28 protein-coding genes are annotated in these 24,081 nt (G+C 64.4%); 19 read left to right on the top strand and 9 right to left on the bottom strand.

Annotated features, from left to right (window positions below; genetic code table 11):
- Positions 1 to 111 precede the first annotated feature (111 nt).
- The 11 genes from DW352_RS13900 (at position 112) to DW352_RS13850 (ending at position 10,783) form a co-directional block, all read left to right on the top strand.
- On the top strand, positions 112 to 714 hold the full coding sequence (locus DW352_RS13900) for a hypothetical protein (RefSeq protein WP_115691888.1): 603 nt from the start codon (positions 112 to 114) through the stop codon (positions 712 to 714).
- Positions 715 to 829: 115 nt separating this feature from the next.
- Entirely contained in the window at positions 830 to 1,543 is a 714-nt protein-coding gene (locus tag DW352_RS13895) for a TetR/AcrR family transcriptional regulator (protein ID WP_162826956.1), read from the top strand.
- A gap of 90 nt (positions 1,544 to 1,633) precedes the next feature.
- On the top strand, positions 1,634 to 2,605 hold the full coding sequence (locus DW352_RS13890; RefSeq protein WP_115691886.1) for an NAD-dependent epimerase/dehydratase family protein: 972 nt from the start codon (positions 1,634 to 1,636) through the stop codon (positions 2,603 to 2,605).
- Positions 2,606 to 2,623: 18 nt separating this feature from the next.
- Positions 2,624 to 3,847 carry a M24 family metallopeptidase gene (locus DW352_RS13885; protein WP_115691885.1) on the top strand — a complete coding sequence of 408 codons (1,224 nt, stop codon included), beginning with the start codon at positions 2,624 to 2,626 and terminating at the stop codon, positions 3,845 to 3,847.
- Positions 3,848 to 3,855: 8 nt separating this feature from the next.
- Positions 3,856 to 4,365, top strand: a complete 510-nt coding sequence (locus DW352_RS13880; RefSeq protein WP_115691884.1) for a cupin domain-containing protein — start codon at positions 3,856 to 3,858, stop codon at positions 4,363 to 4,365.
- A gap of 3 nt (positions 4,366 to 4,368) precedes the next feature.
- Complete coding sequence (locus tag DW352_RS13875) at positions 4,369 to 5,148, top strand: ABC transporter ATP-binding protein (RefSeq protein WP_115691883.1); 780 nt, start codon at positions 4,369 to 4,371, stop codon at positions 5,146 to 5,148.
- Complete coding sequence (locus DW352_RS13870) at positions 5,145 to 5,924, top strand: ABC transporter permease (protein ID WP_115691882.1); 780 nt, start codon at positions 5,145 to 5,147, stop codon at positions 5,922 to 5,924. Before DW352_RS13875 ends, DW352_RS13870 begins: the two co-directional genes overlap by 4 nt.
- Positions 5,925 to 5,973: 49 nt before the next feature.
- Positions 5,974 to 6,936, top strand: coding sequence for an ABC transporter substrate-binding protein (locus tag DW352_RS13865; RefSeq protein ID WP_115691881.1), 963 nt, complete (start codon positions 5,974 to 5,976; stop codon positions 6,934 to 6,936).
- Between the two features lie 111 nt (positions 6,937 to 7,047).
- Positions 7,048 to 7,536 carry a (2Fe-2S)-binding protein gene (locus tag DW352_RS13860; RefSeq protein WP_115691880.1) on the top strand — a complete coding sequence of 163 codons (489 nt, stop codon included), beginning with the start codon at positions 7,048 to 7,050 and terminating at the stop codon, positions 7,534 to 7,536.
- Positions 7,533 to 9,731, top strand: a complete 2,199-nt coding sequence (locus DW352_RS13855; RefSeq protein ID WP_115691879.1) for a xanthine dehydrogenase family protein molybdopterin-binding subunit — start codon at positions 7,533 to 7,535, stop codon at positions 9,729 to 9,731. The genes DW352_RS13860 and DW352_RS13855 overlap by 4 nt, the downstream gene beginning before the upstream one ends.
- 62 nt (positions 9,732 to 9,793) lie before the next feature.
- Complete coding sequence (locus DW352_RS13850) at positions 9,794 to 10,783, top strand: Bug family tripartite tricarboxylate transporter substrate binding protein (RefSeq protein ID WP_115691878.1); 990 nt, start codon at positions 9,794 to 9,796, stop codon at positions 10,781 to 10,783.
- A 52-nt stretch (positions 10,784 to 10,835) separates the two neighbouring features.
- On the opposite strand, the gene DW352_RS13845 is transcribed toward DW352_RS13850, so the two are convergent.
- Genes DW352_RS13845 through DW352_RS13835 form a run of 3 tightly spaced genes read right to left on the bottom strand, consistent with a single transcriptional unit; the run spans position 10,836 to position 13,530 of the window.
- A complete protein-coding gene (locus DW352_RS13845) occupies positions 10,836 to 11,693 on the bottom strand; it encodes an ABC transporter permease (RefSeq protein ID WP_115691877.1) in 858 nt (285 codons plus the stop codon).
- Positions 11,694 to 11,700: 7 nt separating this feature from the next.
- The gene (locus DW352_RS13840; protein ID WP_115691876.1) at positions 11,701 to 12,504 is read right to left on the bottom strand and encodes an ABC transporter ATP-binding protein; all 804 of its coding nucleotides are present in this window, start codon (positions 12,502 to 12,504) and stop codon (positions 11,701 to 11,703) included.
- A 9-nt stretch (positions 12,505 to 12,513) separates the two neighbouring features.
- Positions 12,514 to 13,530 (bottom strand): ABC transporter substrate-binding protein, encoded by a 1,017-nt coding sequence (locus DW352_RS13835; RefSeq protein ID WP_162826955.1) that lies wholly within the window; start codon positions 13,528 to 13,530, stop codon positions 12,514 to 12,516.
- 313 nt (positions 13,531 to 13,843) lie between these two features.
- Here DW352_RS13835 and DW352_RS13830 point away from each other — a divergent pair, with 313 nt between their 5' ends.
- Entirely contained in the window at positions 13,844 to 14,542 is a 699-nt protein-coding gene (locus tag DW352_RS13830; RefSeq protein WP_115691874.1) for an isochorismatase family protein, read from the top strand.
- A gap of 135 nt (positions 14,543 to 14,677) precedes the next feature.
- Here DW352_RS13830 and DW352_RS13825 read toward each other — a convergent pair whose 3' ends face one another.
- The 4 genes from DW352_RS13825 to DW352_RS13810 form a co-directional block, all read right to left on the bottom strand.
- Positions 14,678 to 15,637, bottom strand: a complete 960-nt coding sequence (locus tag DW352_RS13825) for an alpha/beta hydrolase (protein WP_115691873.1) — start codon at positions 15,635 to 15,637, stop codon at positions 14,678 to 14,680.
- A 29-nt stretch (positions 15,638 to 15,666) separates the two neighbouring features.
- Entirely contained in the window at positions 15,667 to 16,143 is a 477-nt protein-coding gene (locus tag DW352_RS13820; RefSeq protein ID WP_115691872.1) for a GlcG/HbpS family heme-binding protein, read from the bottom strand.
- Between the two features lie 65 nt (positions 16,144 to 16,208).
- Entirely contained in the window at positions 16,209 to 17,705 is a 1,497-nt protein-coding gene (locus DW352_RS13815; protein WP_210209832.1) for an aldehyde dehydrogenase family protein, read from the bottom strand.
- Between the two features lie 21 nt (positions 17,706 to 17,726).
- Positions 17,727 to 19,271, bottom strand: a complete 1,545-nt coding sequence (locus tag DW352_RS13810) for a hypothetical protein (protein ID WP_115691870.1) — start codon at positions 19,269 to 19,271, stop codon at positions 17,727 to 17,729.
- Between the two features lie 347 nt (positions 19,272 to 19,618).
- On the opposite strand from DW352_RS13810, the gene DW352_RS13805 reads away from it, so the two are divergent.
- The 6 genes from DW352_RS13805 to DW352_RS13780 all read left to right on the top strand — a co-directional run bounded on the left by DW352_RS13805 (position 19,619) and on the right by DW352_RS13780 (position 22,765).
- Entirely contained in the window at positions 19,619 to 20,362 is a 744-nt protein-coding gene (locus DW352_RS13805; protein WP_115691869.1) for an iron-containing redox enzyme family protein, read from the top strand.
- A 1-nt stretch (position 20,363) separates the two neighbouring features.
- A complete protein-coding gene (locus tag DW352_RS13800) occupies positions 20,364 to 20,711 on the top strand; it encodes a 2Fe-2S iron-sulfur cluster-binding protein (RefSeq protein ID WP_115691868.1) in 348 nt (115 codons plus the stop codon).
- Positions 20,712 to 20,725: 14 nt separating this feature from the next.
- On the top strand, positions 20,726 to 21,034 hold the full coding sequence (locus DW352_RS13795) for a ferredoxin (RefSeq protein WP_115691867.1): 309 nt from the start codon (positions 20,726 to 20,728) through the stop codon (positions 21,032 to 21,034).
- A gap of 25 nt (positions 21,035 to 21,059) precedes the next feature.
- Positions 21,060 to 21,395, top strand: coding sequence for a 2Fe-2S iron-sulfur cluster-binding protein (locus DW352_RS13790; RefSeq protein ID WP_115691866.1), 336 nt, complete (start codon positions 21,060 to 21,062; stop codon positions 21,393 to 21,395).
- Positions 21,396 to 21,592: 197 nt separating this feature from the next.
- Positions 21,593 to 22,375, top strand: a complete 783-nt coding sequence (locus DW352_RS13785) for a GntR family transcriptional regulator (protein ID WP_245434116.1) — start codon at positions 21,593 to 21,595, stop codon at positions 22,373 to 22,375.
- A 186-nt stretch (positions 22,376 to 22,561) separates the two neighbouring features.
- Positions 22,562 to 22,765, top strand: a complete 204-nt coding sequence (locus DW352_RS13780) for a hypothetical protein (RefSeq protein WP_115691864.1) — start codon at positions 22,562 to 22,564, stop codon at positions 22,763 to 22,765.
- Between the two features lie 12 nt (positions 22,766 to 22,777).
- On the opposite strand, the gene DW352_RS13775 is transcribed toward DW352_RS13780, so the two are convergent.
- Together DW352_RS13775 and DW352_RS26805 are read right to left on the bottom strand one after the other, a co-directional pair.
- Positions 22,778 to 23,221, bottom strand: coding sequence for a hypothetical protein (locus DW352_RS13775; RefSeq protein WP_115691863.1), 444 nt, complete (start codon positions 23,219 to 23,221; stop codon positions 22,778 to 22,780).
- Positions 23,222 to 23,287: 66 nt separating this feature from the next.
- Positions 23,288 to 23,449 carry a hypothetical protein gene (locus DW352_RS26805; RefSeq protein ID WP_162826954.1) on the bottom strand — a complete coding sequence of 54 codons (162 nt, stop codon included), beginning with the start codon at positions 23,447 to 23,449 and terminating at the stop codon, positions 23,288 to 23,290.
- A gap of 81 nt (positions 23,450 to 23,530) precedes the next feature.
- On the opposite strand from DW352_RS26805, the gene DW352_RS13770 reads away from it, so the two are divergent.
- Positions 23,531 to 24,079: a hypothetical protein gene (locus tag DW352_RS13770; protein WP_162826953.1), complete on the top strand. Its 549-nt coding sequence runs from the start codon at positions 23,531 to 23,533 to the stop codon at positions 24,077 to 24,079.
- Positions 24,080 to 24,081: the final 2 nt, after the last annotated feature.

The raw sequence follows: 24,081 nt of genomic DNA, 5'->3' as shown, positions 1-24,081 counted from the left end.
AACAACGTTCTGCCGAACGCGCACGGCGTGTCCATTCGGTTCCAGTACGTCAGTCTGCCGCTGCGATAAGGCGGCCCTGCAGCGCGCCGCGCCTGCCACTTGGAGAGTTTGATGTTCAATACGCCGGCCTTCTCCCTGGTTCTGTTCAGCGGACTGAGGGAGCTCGGAGAGATCTTGCTTCTGGTCGGATTGGGTGGCGAAGTCGCACTTCTGATCCTCAAGATTACGAACGGTAGGTGGGAGAAGCGGCTGGCCATCACGTTCGCCGTTCTGGTCATGGTTGGCTGTGGCCTGGAGTGGTGGGCGGACAGCCCGCGGTCCCTGAGCGCCGCATCGCAACAACGCTTGACCAAAGCTCTTAAGGTCCACCATGGCACGCCGTTCGATTTTTCGGTCGGGCTTGATCCGGAAGCCGTCGATCTGATGGAGGATATCGGCCAAGCCCTCGAGGCTGCTGGGTGGAACAGGCGGCCGGCCGCCAATCGCTCCGGCTATCTTCCGCCAGGAAAGCCTCCGGTTGGCCTCGTCGTGCTTAAGGGTGTCGAAGTGCACGTCACCAAATCGCGTCACCCGGATTGGGGCGCGGACGGCAAGCCGGGCGCCGCACTTTTAAAGGCTTTGCGGAACGAAGGCTTGACCGCCTTCGGCAAGGAGGTCCCGGATGATTATGAGACCGGCGACGCGATCCATATCATGGTCGGCGCCAAGCCGTAGAGACGGGATGGTGAGTACCTCCTGAGGTATGGCGTGCCCGCTCGCATCGCGAGCATGCTTGTCAAACAGACACATTGGCGGCAATAGAGGGAGTTCCGCAGAAGGACTGTGCCCAGTGTCGCGCCGCGTGGCCGTTTCAAAGGCCAAATCTTCGAAGCCGTTGCCAGTCGCGAAGCCCAAGGCAGCGGGGCGGCGTACCGAAGCGCGACCCGTCAGACGCCGCGACGCGGCGGCGACGCGCCAGCGTATTCTCGATGCGGCGCTGAAGGAGTTCGCCGACAAAGGCCTCGACGCAGCCCGCATCGAAGACATCGCCGACAAAGCCGGAGCCAACCGGCGCATGGCCTACTACTATTTCGGCAGCAAGGAAGGTCTCTACCTAGCCGCGCTCGAAACGACCTACTTTCAGCTCGTCGAGGTCGAAGAGGCGATCAACGTCGAGGCGATGGATCCTATCGATGCGATCGAGGCGATGGTCGCCGCGAAATTCGAGCATTACGTCAAATATCCACACTACATCGAGTTCGTGAAGATGGAGAACCTGTACCAGGCGCGCCATCTCAAAACCTCGCGCCGCATCGCGGAATTAAGGGCGCCGCTCATCTCGATCATCAAGCGCGTGTTGCAGCGCGGCGAAGCACTCGGTGTGTTGCGGAAGGGCGTTGATCCGCTCGATCTGTATCTGTCGATCTGCGCACTCGGATTCTTCGTGTTCTCGAACAGGCACACGCTCGACGTGATTTTCGACACTGACGTCATCAGCCCGAAGGCGCTTGCGCGCCGGCGCGAGGTGATCGTCAACATGATCAAGGCCTATCTCGCGCCTTAAGCCGCGCTGCGACAACGGACTGCCTTGACTCGCCCTTGCCCGGCAGATTAACTCACGCGCGAGTTAATAAGAAAGTTTCGGGAAGGAAGCATGAAGGTCCTCATCACCGGCGGCATGGGCGTCATCGGCGCGGAAACGAGCCGGAAGTTCGTGCGCGAGGGGCATCGGCCTGTGGTTTTTGCACGGCACCGCGAGGACCGGCTGATCAGCGACATCGTCGACAAGATCGACTTCGAGGCGGGCGATATCGTCGATATGCCGCGCCTGCTGGGCGTCATCAAGGAGCACAAAGTCTCGCACATCGTGCATGCGGCGGCTTTCGTCGGCGCGGTGTCGGCCGCCAATCCCGCGCTCAGCATCCAGGTCAACGTGATGGGCACGGTGAATGTGCTCGAGGCGGCGCGTCTGTTCGACGTGAAGCGCGTCGTGTTCACCAGCGCCAAGGGCATCTACGGCCCCGTTCTCGGCGAATACGGCCCGCCGCACTACAAGCCGATGCCCGAGGACATGCCGAAGAATCCGCAGCGCATCTACGACAGCGCCAAGCTGATGGCCGAGCAGACGACGCTGTATTACGCGAACAGTTTCGGCGTCGATGCCGCCATCGTGCGTTTCGCGACGACCTACGGTCCGGGCAAGACCGCGCGTCACGGCAAGATGGGCGTCACCAGTCAGATCGTCGAAAACCCGTTCCACGGTCTTCCCTTCATCCACCCCTATGGGGCGGAAGCGAAGGACGACTTCATCTATAACAAGGATTCCGCGCTCGGCATCTACCTCGCCACCGTGGCGGAGAAAGTACCGAGCCGCGTCTACAACATCGGCAGCGGTGTCGGCGTCGGTCTCAACGACATCGCGGCTGCCGTGCGCAAACGCATCCCGGGCGCCAAGATCGAGATCGGCCCCGGCGATAATTTCCTCGGCATGCCGTATCCGCCGCACGGCGTTTACGATGTCAGCCGCGCGCACAACGAGCTCGGCTTCAAGCCCGAATACGACGTTGAGCGCGCGGTGGCCGACTATGTCGACAGCCTCGAGCGCATGCGGGCGCAAGGCATCTGATAGGCGACGGAGAGCACGATGCGTGAGAAGCTGGAACTGGTGCGACTGTCGCTTGCTGAACGCGACCGGCGTTGGGCGTTGACGCGTAAGGAGATGGAAGCACGTGGGCTGGATTGCCTCGTGCTGTGGGGCTGGCCGGCGGTATGGGATTTCTGCACGGCGAATGCCCGCTATCTGTCGCCGATCGGCGGCAATGCCGAATTCAACATTCTGGTGTTTCCGCTCAAGGGCGAGCCCACGTCGTTCGTGATGATGCCGACCTTTGTCGACGGGTGGCGCGCGGCGCAGGACTGGATCACCGACGTGCGGCCGCGGCGCGGCACCTGGGCCGACGGCGTCGTCGACCGGCTCAAGGAGCTGGGGCTGACGAACGGCCGCATCGGCATGGACGGCTTGGCCGGCCCGCTCGACCCGGACGGCTGGCTGCCGCACAGCGTGTATACGCGCCTCAAGGAACTCGCGCCGCAGGCGGAATTCATCAATCTCGACGACATGATGGAGATGATGCGCACGGTGAAGAGCGAGGAGGAACTGCAGATCCTCGCCCGCGCGGCCAAGCTCGGCGATCTCATGCTGACGACCTGCCGCGATATTGCGCGGCCCGGCGTCAAGGAGTCCGCCGTGTACGGCGGCATGATGGAGACCATGCTCGCCAATGGCGGCGAGGAGCCGACGCTGTTCCTGTGGGCGTGCGACCCGCTGCCTTATCCGCATCCGTTTCGCGTTCCGACGATGCGCGAGATGGGCCGTGGCGACGTCATCATCTGCGAAATCCATCCCAAGATCGGCGGCTATTACACCCACGTCGAGCGCACGTTCTCGCTCGGCGACGCCAAGCCCGAGCAGCACCGCATCTACGAAGGCTGCCTCGCGGCCTACGAAGAGGGGATGAAGAACTTCGCGCCGGGCAAGCCGATCTCGGTGGCCATGGATCGCGTGCGCGATGTCATCCACGCGCAGGGATTCGGTATGTGCGAGACCGGCATTCACGGCCATGGCCTCGCGTCGCTGGAGTATCCGCGCTACCGCCATCACGCCATCAAGGCGGATCAGGCGGCGCTCAAGAAGCTCGGCGACGAGTTCCGCACCGGCATGGTGTTCGCCTTCAACATCGACCTCTACGATCCGAAATTTCACGACGGCAAGACCGGCTGCGTGTTCGCCGAGACGGTTGTGATCACCGAGAACGGTGCGCGCCGCATGCACGACTATCCGACCGACTTCCAGACGATTGCGGTGTGAGCCTTCCTATGACCGAGACGAAGCCCGATTACCCGGCAATCCGCCGCATCGTGACAGGACACGAAGGCGAGGTGGCCAAGGTGCTCATCGACGCGCCGGCGAGCAACGCCAAGTATCCGTCGCCCGGCACCGTATCGACCCTGATCTGGTCGACCGACAGCGCGCCGGCCAAGATTCCGGCGGGCACCGATGTCGAGGACATGGGCGCGCGCATCATCGGCACGGCGCCGCCGGCCAAGGGCTCGCGCTTTGCCGTCATCGACTTTCCGCCCGGCAACAAGCCGCACATGCACCGCACCGAGACGGTCGATTACGTCATCGTGCTCGAAGGCGAGATCGAGATGGACATGGACGACTCGACCGTGAAGATGAAGGCGGGCGACATCATGGTTCAGCGCGGCACCAACCACGCCTGGGCCAATCGCAGCAACACGCGGGCGCGCGTCGCATTCGTGCTGCTCGATGCCGAACCGATCGGCATCGGCAAGCCGGTGCAAGGCACGGCGAACGCGCGCTAAGCCATGCTCGAATTCCGTAACATCAGCTTCTCGTTTTCCGGCCGGCGCGGCAGCGTCGAGGTGCTGCACGATGTTTCGTTCGAGTGCCGCGAAGACGAGATCGTCGCTGTGATCGGGCCGAGCGGCTGCGGTAAGTCGACCTTGCTCAGCCTCGCCACGGGCCTGCGCAAGCCGACCGCGGGCGAAGTGCGCATCGACGGCAAGGTGGTGAAAGGGCCCGACCCGCGCCTCGGCATGCTGTTTCAGCAGACGACGCTGTTGCCGTGGCGCTCTGTGGTCGAGAATGTAGAACTCGGCCTGGAAATTCGCGGCGAGCCGAAGGCCGCGCGGCGGCAGAAGGCCGTGTCGCTGATGGGGCAATACGGCCTGGGCGGTTTCGAGCGCAAGTATCCGCACGCGCTCTCCGGGGGCATGCAGAAACGCGCGGCCCTGGCGCAGACCTTGGCGATCGAGCCGACCGTGCTGCTGCTCGACGAGCCTTTTGCCGCGCTCGACGCGCAGACGCGCGTCGTTATACAGAACGACGTGGTCAAGATCTGCCGCGCCGGGCGGCGCTCGATGCTGATCGTCACGCACGATATCGCGGAAGCGCTGGCGATGGCGGACCGCGTGGTCGTGCTCACGCGGCGGCCGGCGACGGTGAAGGAAGTCTACGAGGTGTCGTTCAGCCGCGAGGCGGCGAGCGTCGCCGATGCGCCGGCGATGCCTGGGTTCTCCGAGTACTATAAGCGCATCTGGAACGCGCTCGACATCAGCGTCACCGGCATGGGAACGGCGGCATGACGTCGACGACCATGCACAGTATCGTTGTCAATCTGGCGCGCCTGCTCGTGCTTGCCGTCATTCTCGTCGGCACGGAGCTTGGTGTCCGCTATGGCGTCATGAGCCAGCTCTTTTTCTCCAGCCCGACCGACATCTTCGGCGCGCTGCAGATGCAGTGGGCGAAGGGTTCGTTCCTACCCGACCTCGGCATCACCGTCTTCGAGACCTTGCTCGGACTCGTCGCCGGCTCGCTCGCCGGCATGGCGGTGGGCCTCATTCTGCCGCAGCTGCGCACGGTCTCGAAAGTGATCGAGCCGTTCCTGATGGTGCTCAACGGCATCCCGGTGATCGTGATCGCGCCTTTGTTCATCTTGTGGCTGGGCCTCGGCCTCGCTTCCAAGATCGGCATCAGCGTCTACATCGTGTTCTTCGCGATGTTCATCCCGGTCTACACCGCCTCGCTGCGGCTCGACACGACCTTCGTCGACGCGTTGAAGGTCATGGGCGCGAGCCGCCATCAGATCTTCTGGAAGGTCGTCGTGCCGTCGTCGCTGCCGAGCGTTTATACCGGGCTCAAGATCGGCTCCGGCCTGGCGCTGATCGGCGCGGTGATCGGCGAGTTCGTGGCCTCGCGCGCGGGCCTCGGCCACATGATTCTTTACGCGTCCGGCACATTGGACACGCCGTCGCTCTATCTCGGCATCATCACCATCGCCATCTTCGCCGCCGCGCTCAGCTTCGCGATCGACGCGTTGGGGCCCGTGCTGGTGCCGTACAAGTTTTCTGACGAGAAATGAAAACGACGTCGCGTTGAAAAGCGACGCTAACAACAGGGAGGAGATCGCAATGACGAAATATGGGAAGATGGCGGCTATTGGCCTGTCGCTGGCCGCACTGTGGTCATCGGCGGCATGGGCCGAGCCGGTCAAGATCGCGCTGCCGGTGGCCTCGCTGGAATCGATGCCGATCTACATCGCGCAAGACAAGGGCTTCTTCAAGAAGCACGGCGTCGAGGTCGACGTGATCACCAGCCGCGGCGGCGGCGAGGCGATGAAGGCCTATCTCGCCAAGGAAGTCGACATCGTCGCCACCGGTTTCCCGGAAGTGGGCCTGATGCGGGCGCGCGGCGTCGATGTCGAATTGTTCTTCGCGCAGACGTCGCGCGTGCCCTTCGCGATGATCTCGCGCAAGGATCTCAAGCTGAAATCCGTCGCGGAGCTCAAAGGCAAGACCGTCGCGGTGACGAGCCCAGGCTCGCTCACCTCGAATCTGGCGCGCTACTTCGTCAAGCAGGCGGGCCTCGACCCGGACAAGGACGTGAGCTTCGTCTCCGTGGGCGGGGGTGGCGAGCTGCTCGGCGCGCTCAAGAGTTCCCGTGCCGATGCGGCGATGCTGTTCGAGCCGTTCGTGACCGTCGGCATCCAGACCGGCATCGCCGACATGCTCGTCGACGTGCCGCAGCAGCTCGACGCCTTCTCGTCGTCGCCTTTGGCGACCAGCAAGACCTTCGTCGAGAAGCGTCCGAAGGAGGCGCGCGCTGTGTTCGATGCGCTCGCCGAGTCGCTGAAGATCATCCATGGCGACAAGGCGACCACCTTGGAGATCGCCAAGAAGGTCTTCACCAACGCCGACACCAAGGTGCTCGAGGCGGCGCTGGCACGGATGGAGAAATCCTATTCGCAGGACGGCCGCTTCACCCGCGCCAATGTCGACCAGACGCAGAAGATCTCGGTCGACATGAAGATCATGCCGAAGGTCTTCCCCTACGAAGACGTGGTGGCGCCGATGGCGCGCGAGGGCGGGAAGTAACTCCCGCGCCGAGAACGCGGACGGCCTGGGGCCGTCCGCCCACGACAAAGCTGATATCGGACCCCGCCGTAAGCGGTGGCCGAGAGATCATGCCTCCCAGGGAGATAGATCATGAAGCTGGTGGTGAATCAGCGGCGCTATGACGTCGATGTCGACCCCGAAACCCCGTTGCTCTACGTCTTGACCGACGATCTCAAGTTGAAGGGGCCGCGCTTCGGTTGCGGCCTCGCGCAGTGCGGCTCCTGCTCGGTGCTGATCGACGGCAAGGAGACGCGGTCCTGCGTGACGCCGGTCTCCGCGGTCGGCGAGGGCGCCGTCACCACCCTGGAAGGGCTGTCTCAGCTTTACGCGAAGGAAAAGGGCCTCGCGGCGGCGCCGGCATTGCATCCCGTGCAGAAAGCCTTGCTCGACGAGCAGGCGCCGCAATGCGGCTATTGCTACAACGGCATCACCATCAAGGCGGCCGAGCTTCTCTCGGAAAAGGCCGATCCGTCCGAGGGCGATATCCGCGAGGCCATGGACGGCCACCTGTGCCGCTGCGGCACCTATCCGCGCATCATGAAAGCGATCCGTCGCGCCGCCGCGGAGATGCGCAAATGAACGCCATCGTCCAGACATCGTTTGCGCGCCGTAGCCTGCTCAAAGGCGCGGGCGCGCTGATTATCGGCTTCGGTCTTGGGCTCGACGGCAAATCGGCGTTGGGCGCGCCGGCCGTTCAGGATCCTAAGAGTGCCGCGTCGTGGATCGCCGTCGGCAACGACGACGTGGTGACCGTGTATCTCGGCAAGGTCGAACTCGGGCAGGGCAACGGCACGACCATGCTGCAATTGGTCGCGGAAGAGCTCGATGTCCCTGTGTCCAAAGTCGTTGCGGCGCAAGTCGATACCATGCGCTCGATGAACCAGGGCGCCACCGTATCCAGCTCGTCAATCCAGGTGGCGGGCCAGCAACTGCGGCTGGCGGCCGCAGAGATTCGGCAAGAACTGCTGCGCCGCGCCTCGGCGAAGCTGGGCGTGCCGGCGGACAAGCTGAGCGTCAGCGACGGCGTCGTGCGGGGCGGCGGCAAGACCGCGCGCTATGCCGAACTCGTCGGCCCAGGCACGCAGGAGATCGCACTGACCGGCAAGGCGCCGCTCAAGGATGTCGCACAGTATAAAGTGATTGGCGCGCGCACGCCGCGCCGCGATCTGCCCGCCAAGATCGACGGGACATACACCTTCATGCAGCAGGCGTCGGTGCCGGGTATGTTGCACGGCCGCGTCGTCCGGCCGAAGGGGCAGGGCGGCTATGGCCATCCGCCCAAGGTCAAGGCAATCGACGAGGCTTCGATCAAGCATCTGCCGAACGTACGCATCGTGCGGCAGCGCGATTTTGTCGGCGTGGTCGCGGAGCGCCAGTGGGACGCGGTCCGCGCCGCCGAGGCGTTGAAGGTCGATTGGGAACTGCCCGCGTCGCTTCCGGGCGACGTGAAGCTCTACGATAAGATGCGGTCGGCCAAGACCGTCGACAGCGTCGTTCTCAAAGAAGGCGACGGGGCGCAAGCCGGCGATCACGTCGTGTCCGGCACATTCCACACGCCCTACCAGGCGCACGCGCCGTTCGGGCCGAGTTGTGGGATTGCCGACGTGAAAGCCGACGGCGCACTGGTGCTATGTTCGAGCCAGGATGTCTTCGCGCTGCGCGACCGTATCGCCGGTGTCGCCGAACTGCCCAAGGATAAGGTGCAGGTCCAGTATCTCGAAGGCTCCGGCTGCTATGGCCATAGCTGCTACGACGATGCGGCTTTGGCGGCGGTGGTGATGTCGAAGGCCGTCGGCAAGCCGGTACGCGTGCAGTTCATGCGCTGGGATGAACTCGGCTGGGACAATTACGGTCCGGCCCATGTGGGTGAAGTGCGGATCGCGGCCGGCAAGGACGGCCGGTTGACCTCGTATGAGTACCAGGGTTGGCATCACGGCTGGCAGATCGAAGAAACGAGCGAATATCTCGCCTCCGGCAAACCCGTGCGTGAATTCAACAAGGGTGTCGGTTCGCTCATCGTCAACAAGCAAGATGCCGGCGGCATGTACGACATTCCGAACCGGCTGCTGTTCAACCACGCGGTGCCGGGGCTCGACGGCTACCTCAAGGGCGCGAACCTGCGCTCGCCGATGGATCTGTCCTACTCCTTCGCTTCGGAGCAGTTGATCGACCGCTTGGCGCGGTTGTGCGCGCTCGACCCGGTCGAATTCCGCCGCCGCAACATCACGGACGAGCGTTGGCGTGGCGTGCTCGAGGCGGTTGCCAAGGCCGCCAACTGGCAGTCGCGCGCGCAAGCGCCAGGGGCGAACGGTGACGTTGTGAAGGGCCGCGGCGTCGCGCTCGGCACGCATCGCGCGTCCATGGCCGGGGCAGTCGCCGATATCGAGGTCAACCGGCGCACCGGCGCCATTGTCGTGAAGCACGTCTATGCCGCGATGGATTGCGGCATCGCCGTGAACCCCGACATCGTCGAGAGCCAGATCATCGGCATGTCGATCCAGGCGACCAGCCGCGTGCTGAAGGAGGCCGTGACGTTCAACGAGACGAACGTCACCAGCCTCGACTGGGTGAGCTATCCGGTGCTGCGTTTCGGCGAGCATCCGGACGTGACGCCGGTGATCGTGCCAAGCCGTAATCCATCCATCGGCGCCGGCGAGGAGGCGATTCCCGCCGTGGGCGCGGCGATCGCCAATGCCTTCTACGACGCGACAGACAAGCAGCTCTCCGAATATCCGATGACCCCCGAACGCGTGTTGCAGGCGCTGCGCGCGTAAGGCCTGTGATTGCGGCAGGGTGCCATCCGCGCCCTGCCGGTCTCTCGAAGGATCAAAGAGCCATGTCACATCGACCGAACAGAACACGCCGTATCGCGATGCGGCTCATGCTGGCGGCATTGCTGCCGGTTTTTGGCGCGAGCGCTTCAATCGCGGCTGAAACGTTTCCGAAGCGCCCGGTGAAGATCATCGTGCAGACGGCCGCCGGCTCGTCGATCGACGTCGCCGCGCGCATTCTCGCCGAAAGTCTTTCGCGCAAGTGGGGCCAGCAGGCTTTCGTGTTCAACCAGCCGGGGGCAGGCGGCGCCGTCGCGGCGCGGGCGCTGGCCTCGGCTCCGGCCGACGGCGAGACGCTTCTGCTTGCCGCGTCGTCCATTTTCGTCGCGTTGCCGTTGCTGCAGCCGGCGCAAGCGGCGAGCATCGATGCCTTTGTTCCGGTCGCCTTCGTCGGCGAGCAGCCGATGGCGGTCGCGGTGGGGGCCGATCAGCCGGCGAAGACGTTCGCCGATCTCCTCGCGACTACTCGTGCGACCAAAGGCGGCCTGAACTGCGCCGTTTCCACGCGTGGCGGGCTCTCGCACCTGTCGGCGGAGTCGTTGAAGGCGGCTGCGGGCGTCGACATGAATTTCATTCACTATCCCGGCACGGCGCAGGCGCTGTCCGACGTCATCGGGGGGCGCGTGCCGATGGTCGTCGACAGCCTTTCCGCGTTCGTCGGTCCGGCGGCAGGCAAGCAAATTCGGATACTGGCGGTGGCCTCCGCCGGCCGGCTCAAGAAATTCCCGGACATACCGACGGCCGCGGAGACGCTGCCGGGATTCGAGGCAACCGCGTGGCTTGCGCTGGTGGCGCCACCGGGCACGCCGGCCGCCATCGCGCAGCAGGTCGGCCGCGACGTCGATGCAATCCTGGCCGATCCCGGCTTTGTCGCGCGCCTGGAAGATGTCGGCACATTCGCCCGCCCCATCAAGGCGAACGACCTGCCGGGGTTCATCAAGGCGCAACGGGAAAAGTGGCTGCCGGTCGTGCAGAAGTACGGCGTCGCGCAATAACGTGTGACCGCACAGCGGCCCGTGGCGCCGACCGCCACGGGCCAGCGTGCCTTTATTTGCCGCTGCGGCGCAGGACGTAGGCTTCCAGTCCCTGAATGCCGATGAACAGCACCGAGGAGATCGCCGCGAGCACGACGATCGCGGTCATCACCAGGTTCATCTGGAAGATCTGGCTGCCGTAGGTGATCAGGTAGCCGAGGCCGGCCTTCGCCGCCTGGAATTCCCCGACCACCACGCCGACCAACGCCAGGCCGACATTTACCTTCAGCGTCGAGATCATGGTCGGCACGCTTGCCGGCAGCACGATCTTGCGCAGGACTTGCAGGCGTGAGGCGCCGAACAGCTGCACCAGCTTGATCTTATCCGGATCGACCGCGCTGAAGCCCGTGTAGAGCATGATGATGGTCACGAACAGGCTGACCGCGATCGCCATGGCGTAGATCGAGGCCACGTCGCCGAGCCAGATATAGAAGATCGGCACGAGCGCGATCTTCGGCATGGCGTTGACCACGACGATGAACGGGTCGAGTACGCGGTGCACAAAGGGCGACCACCAGAGCGCGACGGCGCAGGCGATGCCGAGCAGCATGCCGCCGACAAAGCCGACGACGGTCTCGCTGAAGGTCACCCAGGTGTGTACCAGCAGGGTGCCGTCTTTCAGCATCGTCATGGTGGTGCGCGCCACGGCTGACGGATAGCTGGTCAGCATCGGGTTGATCCAGCCGGCGCGCGGCGCGACCTCCCACAGGATCATGAAGACGACCAGGAGCCCGACTTGCCAGGCCTGGATGGCGTACGTGCGCCGCTTCAGCGACCGCAGATAAGCTTCGTAGGCGGGGCTCCGCGCCGGAGTGGCGGGGGCTTTCGCATCGCTATGCGCGACATTGGAGACGACGGTTTCGCTCGCCATGGTGTCCTCACTGAACCTCGTGGAGATCGAGCTCGTCCCAGATGGTCTGGAAATAGCTGGCGAACTCGGGGCACTTGCGCGCTTCGAACGGCGTCGGACGCTCGGGCCCGGCGCTCGGATAGCTGATACGGTGCTCGATCTTGATGCGGCCGGGCCGGCGGCTCATGACGATGACGCGGTCGGCCATGCTGATCGCCTCGCCGATGTCGTGGGTGACGAGGATGATGGTCTTCTGCTCGTTGCGCAGAATGGCCGCGATCTCGTCCGACAGCGCGAGCCGCGTCTGATAATCGAGCGCCGAGAACGGTTCGTCGAGCAGCAACAGATCGGGATCGGCGCACAAGGTGCGGGCGAGGGCGGCGCGCTGGCGCATGCCGCCGGAGAGCTGATGCGGCAGCGAGTGCAGGAACTCGCCGAGTCCGTAGCGCCGCAGCAGATCCTCGCCCCGCTTGCGCGCGGCGCGCATGTCGAGGCCGAGCAGCTCGGCCCCGATCACCACGTTGTCGAGCACGCTGCGCCATTCGAGCAGCGTGTCCTTCTGGAACATGTAGCCGACGCGCGGCGACGGCGCCGCCACCTTGCGGCCCTCGAGGAAGATGTCTCCCCGCGACGGCTTGATGAGGCCCGAGATGAGGGAAAGCAGCGTGCTCTTGCCGCATCCCGACGAGCCCACGATGGCGACGAACTCCCCGCGCTCGACCTCGAGCGAGATATTGGACAGGGCCAATGTCTCGCGGTCCGGTGAGAAGTAGTGCAGCATGACATCGCGAATGGCGACGACAGGGGCCGTAGTGGCTGCCGGCGTTTGCATTGTCGCCCCCTATTTCTGCGCGAATTTCTGCTGCGCTTTTTCGGCGTAATCGGTGGTCACGATCTTGTCGTACGCGACCTTCTTGTCGGCCGGCAGCGTGCCGCCGGTGACCATGATCTCCTGCGCCAGGGCCAGGCCCGCCGGATCGACGATCGTGCTCGACGCCCAAATCGGGACGCCGGCATTGCGATAGCGCGTAACGACCGCCTCATTGTCTTCGAGGGTCAGGCCCGGGAAGTAGGGCGCGATGGCCTCGGCGATCTCCTTCGGGCTCGCGCTCGCGGTCCACTTCTGGGCGCGCGCGATGGCGTTGGTCCATTTCTGCGCCGTCACGGCATTCTTCTCCAGCCAGCTCTTCTTGGCGAAGAAGACGGTGTAGTCGGCGCGGCCGACCTCCTTGCCGATCGACGTGATGACATGGGCTTGTCCAGCCCGCTCGAGACGGGTGAGGTTCGGCTCGATGAAGATGGCGAAGTCGCCGGTGCCGGACGCCCACGCGCCGTCGCGCGCCGGAATAGCAATGTTGGTGATGATGCTGGCGATGGTGGCGGGATCGACGCCGCGCTGCTTCATCACGTATTCGAGATAGAGGCCCGGCGTGCTGCCCGGCCGGAAGCCGATGATCTTCTTGCCGTTCAGCATCGACCATTCGAACTTGTCGATTTTGGTGCGCGAGGCGAGGAAGAAGCCGTCGGTCGCGGTCAGCGCGGAAAAGATCAGCGGCTTGTCCGGCGATTCACCGTTGAAGATGTAGATCGGCACTTCCGGTCCGGCGAGCGCGAAGTCGGCCTGTCCGGACAGCACCAATGCGCCGGCGCGATCGCCACCATTGGCGGTGACGAGATCCACGTCGAGACCCTCCTCCGCCGCGAAGCCCTTATTCAAGGCCACGTACATCGGCACGTACAATTGCGAGCGGACGACCTCCGCCAGCTTCACCTTGGTCCGATCGGCGGCTTGAGCCTGCCAGGCAAAGACAGTGGCGAGCGCGGCGACGACGAATGACTTGATTATGTTGCGTGGCATTTTTTGCTCCTTGCGAACCATCGCTCTGTGAGCAACATCCATGCCAATCCCTGTGCGCGGAACCGACTGGATGGCAGCGTTGCCGAACATTGCTGGGCGATGGGTTCTCCTCCGCGGCAATATGATTTTGTATACAGTTTATCAGGGTGTCAAATGCTCATAGTGAGCAAAATCATGATGTATCGGAAGGCAGAGTGTGCTTTAAAATGGTGCATACCGAATTTTGGTATACAAAATCGATGCCGCTGGCGGGCGGGATAACGTGGTGCTTGCGGCACGAGAGTTGCTAAGCTTGGGCCATGGAGGGATAGCAATGCATACATTCTCAATTCCGCCGGAACTGACCGAGCGCGTGACCAAGCGAGCGGGGCGGGCGCATCCGTTCGACACGATGGATCCCGCGAAGACTGCATTTGTCGTTGTCGACATGCAAAATTACTTCATGAAGCCGGGTTTCCAAGGCGAGGTACCGATGGCGCGCGCGGTCGTGCCGCATGTGAACCGCCTCGCGGCGGCTTTACGCGAGCGCGGCGGGCACGTCATCTGGGTGAAGAACGCGACCAACGACACGCGCGAGAGCTGGAGCGTGATGCATGATTGCCTCATGACGCCTCAGAAGCGCGATATGCGCTACGCGACCATGGACTTGGCACATGAAGGGCACGCGCTCTGGCCGGAGCTCGATGTGCGGGGCGAGGATGCGCAAATCGTGAAAAAGCGTTTCAGCGCGTTCATCCAGGGGTCGTCGGATATCGTCGCCTATCTGCATCAGCGCGGCATCGACAATCTGCTGATCGGCGGCACGGCGACCAATATCTGCTGTGAGAGTTCGGCGCGCGACGCCATGATGCTCAACTTCAAGGTGACCATGGTCGCCGACGCGCTGGCGACGTTCAGCGACGCCGAGCATAACGCCTCGCTCACGACGTTCTATTCCATCTTCGGCGACGTCCAGACGGTGGACGAAGCCATTGTCTCACTCGACCGCGGCGCGCAAATGGCAGCGGCTTGAGCATAACCTCCACTCCGCTCGTCCCCGCGAAAGCGGGGACCCCGCGCGGCGGTAGAAATTGCATGGCCCAACTGGGTTCCCGCTTACGCGGGAATGAGCGGAGTGTGTGTCCAGCTCCGCAGTTTCATCTGCGGATCAAAGATACGGCGCCAAGAACTCCAATAACTGCCGACCCAGCCATTCCTCCTTCGTATTGAAATGCGCGACCGTCGACGTGTGGTTATGCCCGAGCATCTGCACGACGTGGGGCACTGCGCCGCGCACCATGCCCAGGCGCGCGGCGAATTCGAGTCCGTAGGAATCGAGAAAGCGGTTCTCGTTCTCGGCGATGGCGATGAACACCGGCCAGCGGCAGCGTTCGACATGGGTGATGGCCGAGCGGCGTGCGAGCGCCTCCGGATCGTCGCCTGCATAGGCCGCGACGTTCTTGGCGTTCGGATTGCCGGGCAGGGTTTCGAGCTTCAGCCGCGCGCTTACCAGAATGGCGGCCTTGACCGCGGGATGCGGCGTCACGCCGATCTCCGGATCGAGCAGATAAGACGCGACGTGGCTGCCGCCCGCCGAATGACCCATCAGCACGATGCGATCCGGATCGCCGCCGTAGCGCGCGATGTTGGCGGCGATCCAGTCCACGGCGAGCGCCGTGTCCTGCGCGCCGGCGGGGAAGGGCGCGGCCGGCGCCAGCCGGTATTCGATGTTCACGCCAATGAATCCCTGGCGCGCGAACCAGTAGAGCACGTTGTCGTAGATGTCGCCGTTGACGCTCTTGCTGCCGCGCGTGAAAGCGCCGCCATGCACGAACACCAACACCGGCGCCTTCTCGGCGCCGGGCGGTGCGAAGACGTCGAGGCACTGACGCGGATCGGTGCCGTAAGCGATGTCGCGCGTCAGCGCGATCGTCGCGTTCTCGGGGTGACGCACCAGAGGGCTGTAGACCTCGAGCACGACCGCACGATTTTTGACGATGTCGTCATTCCAGCGGGCATTGACCGCGCTGAGCCGCGCCCAATCCTCCGGCGAGAGATGGAGCGCCGGCGAATTCGTCGCCGACGCTTCCGATAGACTTTGTTGCGATACGGTCTTGAGCGCTTCCATCGTGTCTCGCCGCTGTCTCGTGAGCGAAGTTACTTCTTGATGTCGGCCTGCACGATCACCTTGTGCTTGCTGCCGAGCAGGTCCTGTAGCGCCTGCAAGGCGGCGACGCCGCAGGCGGTGTCCTGCTCGCCATTGCCGCCGGACAGGCCGACGCCGCCGATCACCTGGTCGTCGACCACGATCGGATAGCCGCCGACGAACACCGCGAACTTACCGTCGAAGCTCCATTGGATGCCGAAGGCTTCATTGCCGGGCAGCGCCGGGCCGTTTGGCGGCACGTTGAACAGATGCGTCGAACGCTTGTGGCCGGCGGCGGTGAAAGCCTTGTTCCAGGCGATCTGAGGGCCGGTGATGCGCGCGCCATCCATGCGCTCGAGCGCAAGCGGATAGCCGCCTTCGTCGGCGATGCACACCGTCTCCGGCACGTTGAGCTCCGCGGCTTTGCGCAGGGCGGCCGCCACCATCGCGCGGGCTTCGGCGAGTTCAAGCTTGACGTAGGTCTTCATGGTCTTCCTTTCCAAAGAACGATGCGCCGCGCGCCTCGGCACGGCGGAATGCGAAGGCGTTGCGCTCAGCAGCCGCGATAGACGGTCTTGATCTGCGTGTAGAACTCCAGACCGGTGCGCCCCGACTCGCGGAACGTCGAGGTCGAGGAGCGCTTGAGGCCGCCGAACGGCGCGTTGATCAGATTGCCGGTCGTGGTGCGGTTGATCTTCACCGTGCCGGACTCGATGTCGCGCGCGAAGTCGTGCATGGTGCGCGGGTTGCGCGTCGCGATCGCGGCGGAGAGGCCGTATTCGGTGTCGTTTGCCTTGGCGATGGCGTCGGCATAGCTCGTGACCTCGATGAGGGCGAGCACGGGGCCGAAGATCTCCTCACGGGCGATCCGCATCTCCTGGGTCACGTCGGTGAACACGGCCGGCGACACGTAATAGCCGCCGTCGTAGCCGGGACCGGTCAGGCGTTCGCCGCCGCACAGCAGCGTCGCTTCACGTTTGCCGATTTCGATGTAGCGCAGGATCGTCTCGAGCTGGCGCGCGGTGGCGATCGGGCCGAGATCCATCCCCGGCGTCATGCCGCTGCCGATCTTCAGCGTCTTCACCTTGGCGACGAGCTTCTCGGTGAAGGCAGCCTTCACGTCCTTCATCACCAGGATGCGGCTGGTGCCGGTGCAGGCCTGACCGCTCAGCGACAGTCCGCCCTTGATCGCGAGATCGACCGCTTTGTCGAGGTCGGCGTCTTCCATGACGATCAGCGGGTTCTTGCCGCCGAGCTCCATCTGCGTGCGCGTGGTGAAGGAGACCGAGCGGTGGATCTGCTCGCCGGCCGCGGTCGAGCCGGTGAAGGAGATCGCTTTGACGTCGGACGCGGCGGTGATCGCCGGGCCGACGACACCGGCCGAGCCGGTGATGAAGTTCAAGACGCCCTTCGGAATGCCGGCGGCGATGAAGGCTTCCGCCAGACGCAAGCCGCTCAACGGCGCGTCGGAGGAGGGCTTGAACACCACGGTGTTGCCGGTGATGAGCGCCGGCGCGATCTTGCGGGCCGGAATTGAGACCGGAAAATTCCACGGCGTGATCACCGTCACGACGCCGAGCGGCTCGCGCTGCGAGTAAACGAGCATGTCGGCGTCGTCGTTCGGAAATGTCTCGCCGGTGAACGACTGCCCCTCGACCGCGTAGAAGCGCAGGCATTGCGCCGAGCGCAGAAATTCGTCCTTCGCCTGACCGAGCGGCTTGCCCATTTCGCGCGTCATTTCCTCGGCGAATCGCGCGGCATTCTTTTCGAGATAGTCGGCGGCGCCGTTGAGCACCTTGGCGCGCGCGGAGATGGACGTTGCCCGCCACGGCGCGAAGGCCGTGGCGGCCGCGCGCACGGCGGCTTCCGCGTCGGCGGCGCTGCTCGCCTGGAAGCGGCCGACGGTGTCGGTCGTATCGGCGGGGTTGATGTTGTCGAAGCGATCGCTGGCGCGGCTTACGACCCACTCTCCGCCGATATGGTTCTTGAACTCTTCAATGGCGGTGCGCGCCGAAGCGGCGCGCACCATCGTCAACCCGGCATCATTCATCGTTGTACTGACCTCGTCTCGCTAGCCAAAGAACAGCACGGCGCAGAGGGTGGAAACGATCAACCCTGCCAGCACCGGAATGGTGAGTGCCCGCACCGTGTCGAGCACCGATACGCGGGCGAAGCCGGCCACCGCGATGAGCGAGGACCAGGCGATCAGCGTGCCGCCGCCGGTCCACACCGCGCCCATCTGGCCGATGGCCGCCAGCGTGTTCACGTTCAGGCCGACGGTCGGTCCCAGCGCGCCGGACAGGGCGCCTGTCAGCGGCAGGCCGGAGAAGCCCGAGCCGTCGATGCCGGTGATCATGCCGACGATCAGCACGCCGAATCCGACCAGGACGTGGCTTTGCGGAATCCAGTGCTGACCGGCCTGCACGAGATCGAACAGCAGCGCGGGCGATTGCGCCGCCGGGATGTTGAGGATGCCGGCGGTCATCTCGCCGCCCGCGCCCATGAAGAAGAAGCCGGCGATCGGCAGCACCGACCCCATGGCCTTGAAGGCGAAGACGAAGCCGTCGGTGATGTGGTCGGCGCAGACGTCGAAGCTCTTGCGCCAGCCTTCGGCGGCGAAAGTGGCGAACAGCATCAGCGCGGCGCCCATGCCGCCGACCAGCGCGGCCGCGTCGCCGCCTTTGAGATCGGCGACGCCCATGCCGAGCTTGGGCAGGATCATCACGGCGATGACCAGCGCAAAGCCGATCGGCACCAAGATGGCGAAGAACTTGGACCAGCGTTCGCGCTTGAGCTCGGCGGGCGTGCTCGGCTTGCGCAGAGCGTCCGAGGGGGACGGCGGCAACTCGTAACCGGTCGCGCGCGCGATCTCGGCCTTGTCGAATGAGCCTTCCGCTTCGAGCCGGGCGCTTTCGCCGTCGCCCGACTGCTGCTGCCAACGCACAAGCAAGGCTTCGCTGCCAGGAACGATGGTCTTGCGCAGCGAAAAGTAGGCGATGGCCAGAGCCACGCCGCCGGTAATGAGCGACAGCACGAGCGCGCGATCGGCCACGAGGGCAGCGTTGGCGGCTGCGCCAGCCGCCTTGGCGCTGATGCCGGGCGCGACGCCGATCACGTAGTCCGACGACAGCGCCATGCCTTGACCGGCGATCGCGATCGCAACCGCGCCGGCGAGCGGCGGCAGGCCGGCGACGATGGCGGCCGGCAGCAGCACCGCCGAAACCAGCGGCACCGCCGGCGTCGGCCAGAAGAACAGGGAGATCACATAGGTGATGGCGACGAGGATGAAGAAGGCCGAGTGACCGTTGGTCATAATGGCGCGGAACGGCTTGACCATGCGCACGTCGGAGCCGAGCGTCTTCAGCGAATTCAGGAGCGAGGTGATCAGCGCGATCACCAGGAAGATGTTGAACAGCTCCTTGGCGGCCACGAAACTGGCGTTGAAGATACTGCCGAGCGCGCCGACCGGATTGTGCGTCCAGGCGAGCGCGACCAGGAACGTGGCGATGATCGATGGCACGACCACGTTCGTGCGCAGGATCATCGTGACGACAATGGCGACCACGCCGGCCAGATAGACCCAGTGCGCCGCGCTAATTGCGATGTGTGATGTCAAAGCTCTCCCCCAAGAAAGGCCATCGCGGCTGTGCCGCATTGTTTTCGCCTTGCGCCTGTCATGATTGTATACTGTATGCGCACTTGCAATGCTAAAATCAGAGCAGCGCGATTTGGTGCGTTTTTGCCTGAAACGACACGAAAACTCCGGCGCCGCCCATAAAATGCGCATTAATGCGCTATTTATTGAGCGCTTGCGGTGTCATCGTCCTGATGATGGAACTGCGGACACGGCGCAGTTCGGCGTTGACAGCCGTTCAGGATTGTATACCAAATGTATCAGAAGGACGGATCGCACGCGTATCCGTCTAGGTCATTATTCCTTAAATCGGCAGGGAGAGCCACGAGATGTCAGGATTGATGGACAAGGTCGAATTCCGCTCCGCGCTCGAAAACGCCATCAAGGGCAAGAGCGCCAACAAGGCGCCCTTCAGCATCGCCTGGGCGAGCGGCAAGCTCTCGCGCGCGCATCTCGCGCGCTGGGCCGAGAACCACTATCACTATGTCGGTCCCTTCGCGGATTATCTCGCTTACATCTATGCGCGCATGCCGGAGCGCTACACCGAGGCGAAGGACTTCCTGCTCGCGAACATGTATGAAGAAGAGATCGGCGGCGACCGCCACACCGATCTCCTGATCCGTTTCGCCGAAGCCTGCGGCACCACCCGCGCCCGCGTCACCGATCCGGACAACATGTCGCCGACGACCCGCGGCCTGCAGAGCTGGTGTTATTCGGTTGCCATGCGCGAAGACCCGATCGTCGCCGTCGCGGCCCTCGTGGTCGGCCTCGAATCGCAGGTGCCGTCGATCTACCGCAAGCAGACGCCGACGCTGCGCGAGAAGTACAAGTTCACCGACGCCGAGGTCGAGTTCTTCGATCTGCACATCGTCTCGGACGAGATTCATGGCGAGCGCGGCTATCAGATCGTGCTGGAACATGCCGACACGGTCGATCTTCAGCAGCGCTGCCTGAAGATATGCGAGATCGGCGCACAGATGCGTCTGCTCTACACGACGGCGCTCTACTGGGACTATGTCGCCCAGGAACTGCCGCTGAGCGAGCTCGAGGCCGTGGAGCGCAAGGTCGCCTGACGTGCCGAAGATCGTCCTGCATCGCGATGGCCAGACCTACGAAGGCGAGGTCAACGCGAACACCAATCTCGTGGTGATGGCGGGCATCAAGCGCTTTCCCTATCCCAACCTGCGCTACGGGTGCGGGATGGGGAAATGCGCGAAGTGCGCCTGCCGCGTCCTCAAGGGCGCGGAGCATCTGCCGCCGCCGAACTGGAAAGAGCAGGAGCGGCTCGGCCCGCGGCTGGAGGAAGGCTATCGCCTGATCTGCCAGCTTTGGGTCAACGAGGACGTCGAACTGTTCCAGGACAAGGACCCGATCAAGCCGCTGCTGCCGGCGCCCGCGGTCCGTTCCGGCGCCGCCGAGTAGAGAGGAGTCTGCCCGTGTACGTCATCCTCACCAGCAAGCCCGGTCAGTTCAAGACCGTGATCCACGATGGCGTGCGCCCGCTGGAGGCTTACGACTACTTCTTCTACGGCACCAAGAAGGCGCACTTCGTCATCGCCGAATTGCTGGACGAGCGCGCCAAGATCCGCGTGGTCGAGGACGACACCGCGATCGTCAACGACGTGCCCTCGAAGTTTCTCGAGAAGTTCGAGAGCGTGGAGGGGGCCTTCAACGAGATCAAGCACCTGACCACGTTCGGTCACATGGAAACGGTGCTGCGCAAGACCGACGTCGCGGCGCAGTAAGCCGGACGTCACGGATGACGACACGATGATCCAGGTCACGTTTTTGACGAATGGCGGCAAGGTCGTCACCGCGCCGGAAGACAGCAATCTGTTGCGCGTGTCCCTGCGCGAGCAGGGCGGTATCCCTTTCAAGTGCGGCGGCGGCATTTGCGGCACCTGCAAATGCAAGATCGAGCAGGGCATCGAGAATACCGACGGGGTCAAGCCGAAAGAGCGCAAGCATCTGACCGAGGAGCAGTTCAAGGAGGGCTACCGCATGGCGTGTCAGACCTTCCTGAAAGGCGATGTCAGCGTGTCGTGGCAGCCGCGGCCGGCCGCATCCGCGCCGGTCAGGCCGGCGTCGGCGGAACCGTCCAGTTGAGCGCCGCCTGCGCGCCGATGCGGTATTCAGCGGACTTGCCGCGAGCCAATCGGCCCCGTTAAGAAGGGCCGCGAAACGCGGTTGGCCGCGTTCTCGGCTATACTTTAATGGCGAGCCGAGATTCGTCGGCGGTTTGGCCCCATGTCGCGGCAGGGGGCGAGGATAGTTCTCTGGCTATGGTCTCGAAGACAGGAACGGTGAAGCGGCGCCTGGGTGAGGACACCCCGTCGCTGCACGGCAAGGTCGTCGACGAACTGCGCCAACGCATCCTCACCCGGCGGTTGCTCCCGGGAGAACGGTTGGTCGAGGGCCGTCTAGCCGAAGAGCTCGGCGTGTCGCGCAATCCCGTTCGCGAGGCCATCCGTGTGCTGGCATCGGAGGGCCTCGTCGAGGTCAGCGCCCGCCGCGGCGCGTCGGTCGCCGACATGTCGATGCACGAGGCCCGCGAGACCATCGAGGTGCGCGCCTTGCTCGAAGGCCAGAACGCCAGGCTGGCGGCGCGCCGTCACGACAAAGAGGTGATCAAGCGCATCGAGGCCGTGCTCGACAAGGGCTCGCAGGCGGTGTCGCAGGGCCGCTTCGACCTGCTCAGCGATCTCAATCAACAGTTCCATCGCGAACTGGCGCTGGCGGGGCAGAACACGGTGCTCGGCGACCTTCTCAAGCGGTTGCGCGAACGCACGGCCATCCTGTTCTCGCCGACGGATCCTTCGCAACAGCGCCGCGCGTGGGAGGAACATGCCGGCATTCTCCGTGCCATCATCGACGGCGACGAGCGGCTCGCGGCGACGTTGGCGGCCGAGCATGTGATCCGCGCCGGGTCCGACTATCTGCTGGCGCTCGACATCGGCGACGATTTGCCGGAACTCGACGCGGGGAGGCCGCGCGCGCCGCAGCGCGAGCCGCTCAAATCCGCGAAGGCGTCCGCGGGCCGCTCCCGCAATGCGGCGGGGAGCTCCGGGCGGGCGCGCGCGCGTTAAGCTGTCCGCGATCGGCGCAAATCGCCGACCCGCCACCGCAAAGACAAAAAAGTTTTTGTGTTCGCAGCTGTCCGGCGGCGGCGATTGAAACGTTACTGTCGCACATCGCAACGAGATTGATCGGCCGCAATGCAGCCGCGGCCGATTCGGCGTTGGCTGCCATGACGATGGAAAGGGCGGTATCGGATGTGGATTACGCACGACGAAGCGATCGAGATGTACGCGCGCTTCTGGGCGGCGCGGCACGGGGTTAATGCGACGAAAGCGGCGCGCGAAGCGGCGAAGGCCTTCGAACGGAGAGGCGACGTGGAAGGTCTCACGGCCTGGACCGAGGTGGCCGACCGCATCGAGCGGAAGCGTCACGACGTGCCGACATGGCCGCGGGCTTGAACAGCGTGCGCGCTACACCTGTTCGGCGTTGAGATAAGCGAGCCGCGCGCCGCAGAAGGCGCAGATCAGGCCCAAACTAAGCGCGGAGAGGCTGGCGACGACATCGATGGTGCCGCCGACGTTGCCGACTTTGCTCATCACGCCGCCGACGGTCGCAACCGCAAAGACAATCGCGATGAGAAAGCGCTGCGCCAGGCGATAGACGAAGGTGCGCTCGCGCGCCGCGGCGATGAGATAGATGCCGGCGCCCCAGCCGCCAATGAAGCCGGCCGCGGCGATCGCCCACCAGGCGAGGGCCGAGACGAATTGATGCCCTTTGGCCGCGGCCGCATCGCGCAGCACCTGATCCAGGCCGACGCCGAGCACTGTCAACAGGATGTGCACCGCCAGCGCGGCGAACAAGCCGCAGGCGATGGCAGCGACATAATGCAGTCGGCGGAGGGCGTCGGTATCCATGCGCGGGTCCAGGGGCGGTGCAACGCCCGTCCACCTTACCCCAAGCCGTTGTCCGCGCGAAAGAAATTAGGATCGTGCGGTGAGCAGATCGTGGAATTCCCGCTCGAGGGCGGCGAGGGCCGCCTGACGCGCCGGCGTCATCAGGTTTTTCGGCTTGTCCGGCTCGTAGAAAGGCTGCTCCGTCTCCCGCAATGCCCGCCCACGGTGGTCAGCTTCGTGCAAGCTCATGGTGTGGCCCCCAACCTGATTCGCCGCGATGCAATCGCTAGCTGAGTCGGGCGGTGGCTAAAACGGGGGATAACTCGGCCAATGCAATTGAAAGTAGGTGTGACTTTTCGGCTACACGCCGCTCGGCTCATGTCTCCAGCTTGGCCGCTCGCTGGCCTGCTGATGGCCTCCGCTTCGGCTCATGCGGCGCCGCGCGGTGCCGACCCCGCTCTGTCGCGGGCGGACATCGTCTGTACCGCCCGCAAGACCGACCGGCGGTTCGGCTATCGCTACCGTTACGATGTGACACTCGCCGTTCGCGCGGGGCGCGTGCGGCGGTTCAACCTGTCGCAACGGGCAAAGGCTGAGGACGGCGACGAGCAGGGCTGCGCCATCGGCCTTGGCGATCTCAAGCAGGAGCCGGGCAACGGTGCCATCGTCCTGCGGGCGGATGGCGATGGCGAAGGCAAGCCGCGCTGCACCATCCGCATCACGGCCGAGGGCCGGCAACTCCGCATCCGGATCGGCGACGCCGCCGAGGAGGGCAACGACTGCCGGGGCGGCGACAACGTGATGTATTGCAGTCCGCGCTCCTTCTGGGCAGACGTGATCATCGATCGCAAGACTTCGGCCTGCAGGCCGGTGGAGTAGAC

Origin of the sequence: Pseudolabrys taiwanensis (assembly GCF_003367395.1) — a bacterium.
GTDB lineage: Bacteria > Pseudomonadota > Alphaproteobacteria > Rhizobiales > Xanthobacteraceae > Pseudolabrys > Pseudolabrys taiwanensis.
Note: the sequence above shows the minus strand (reverse complement) of the source record. Positions and strands in the feature narration are given on the sequence as shown.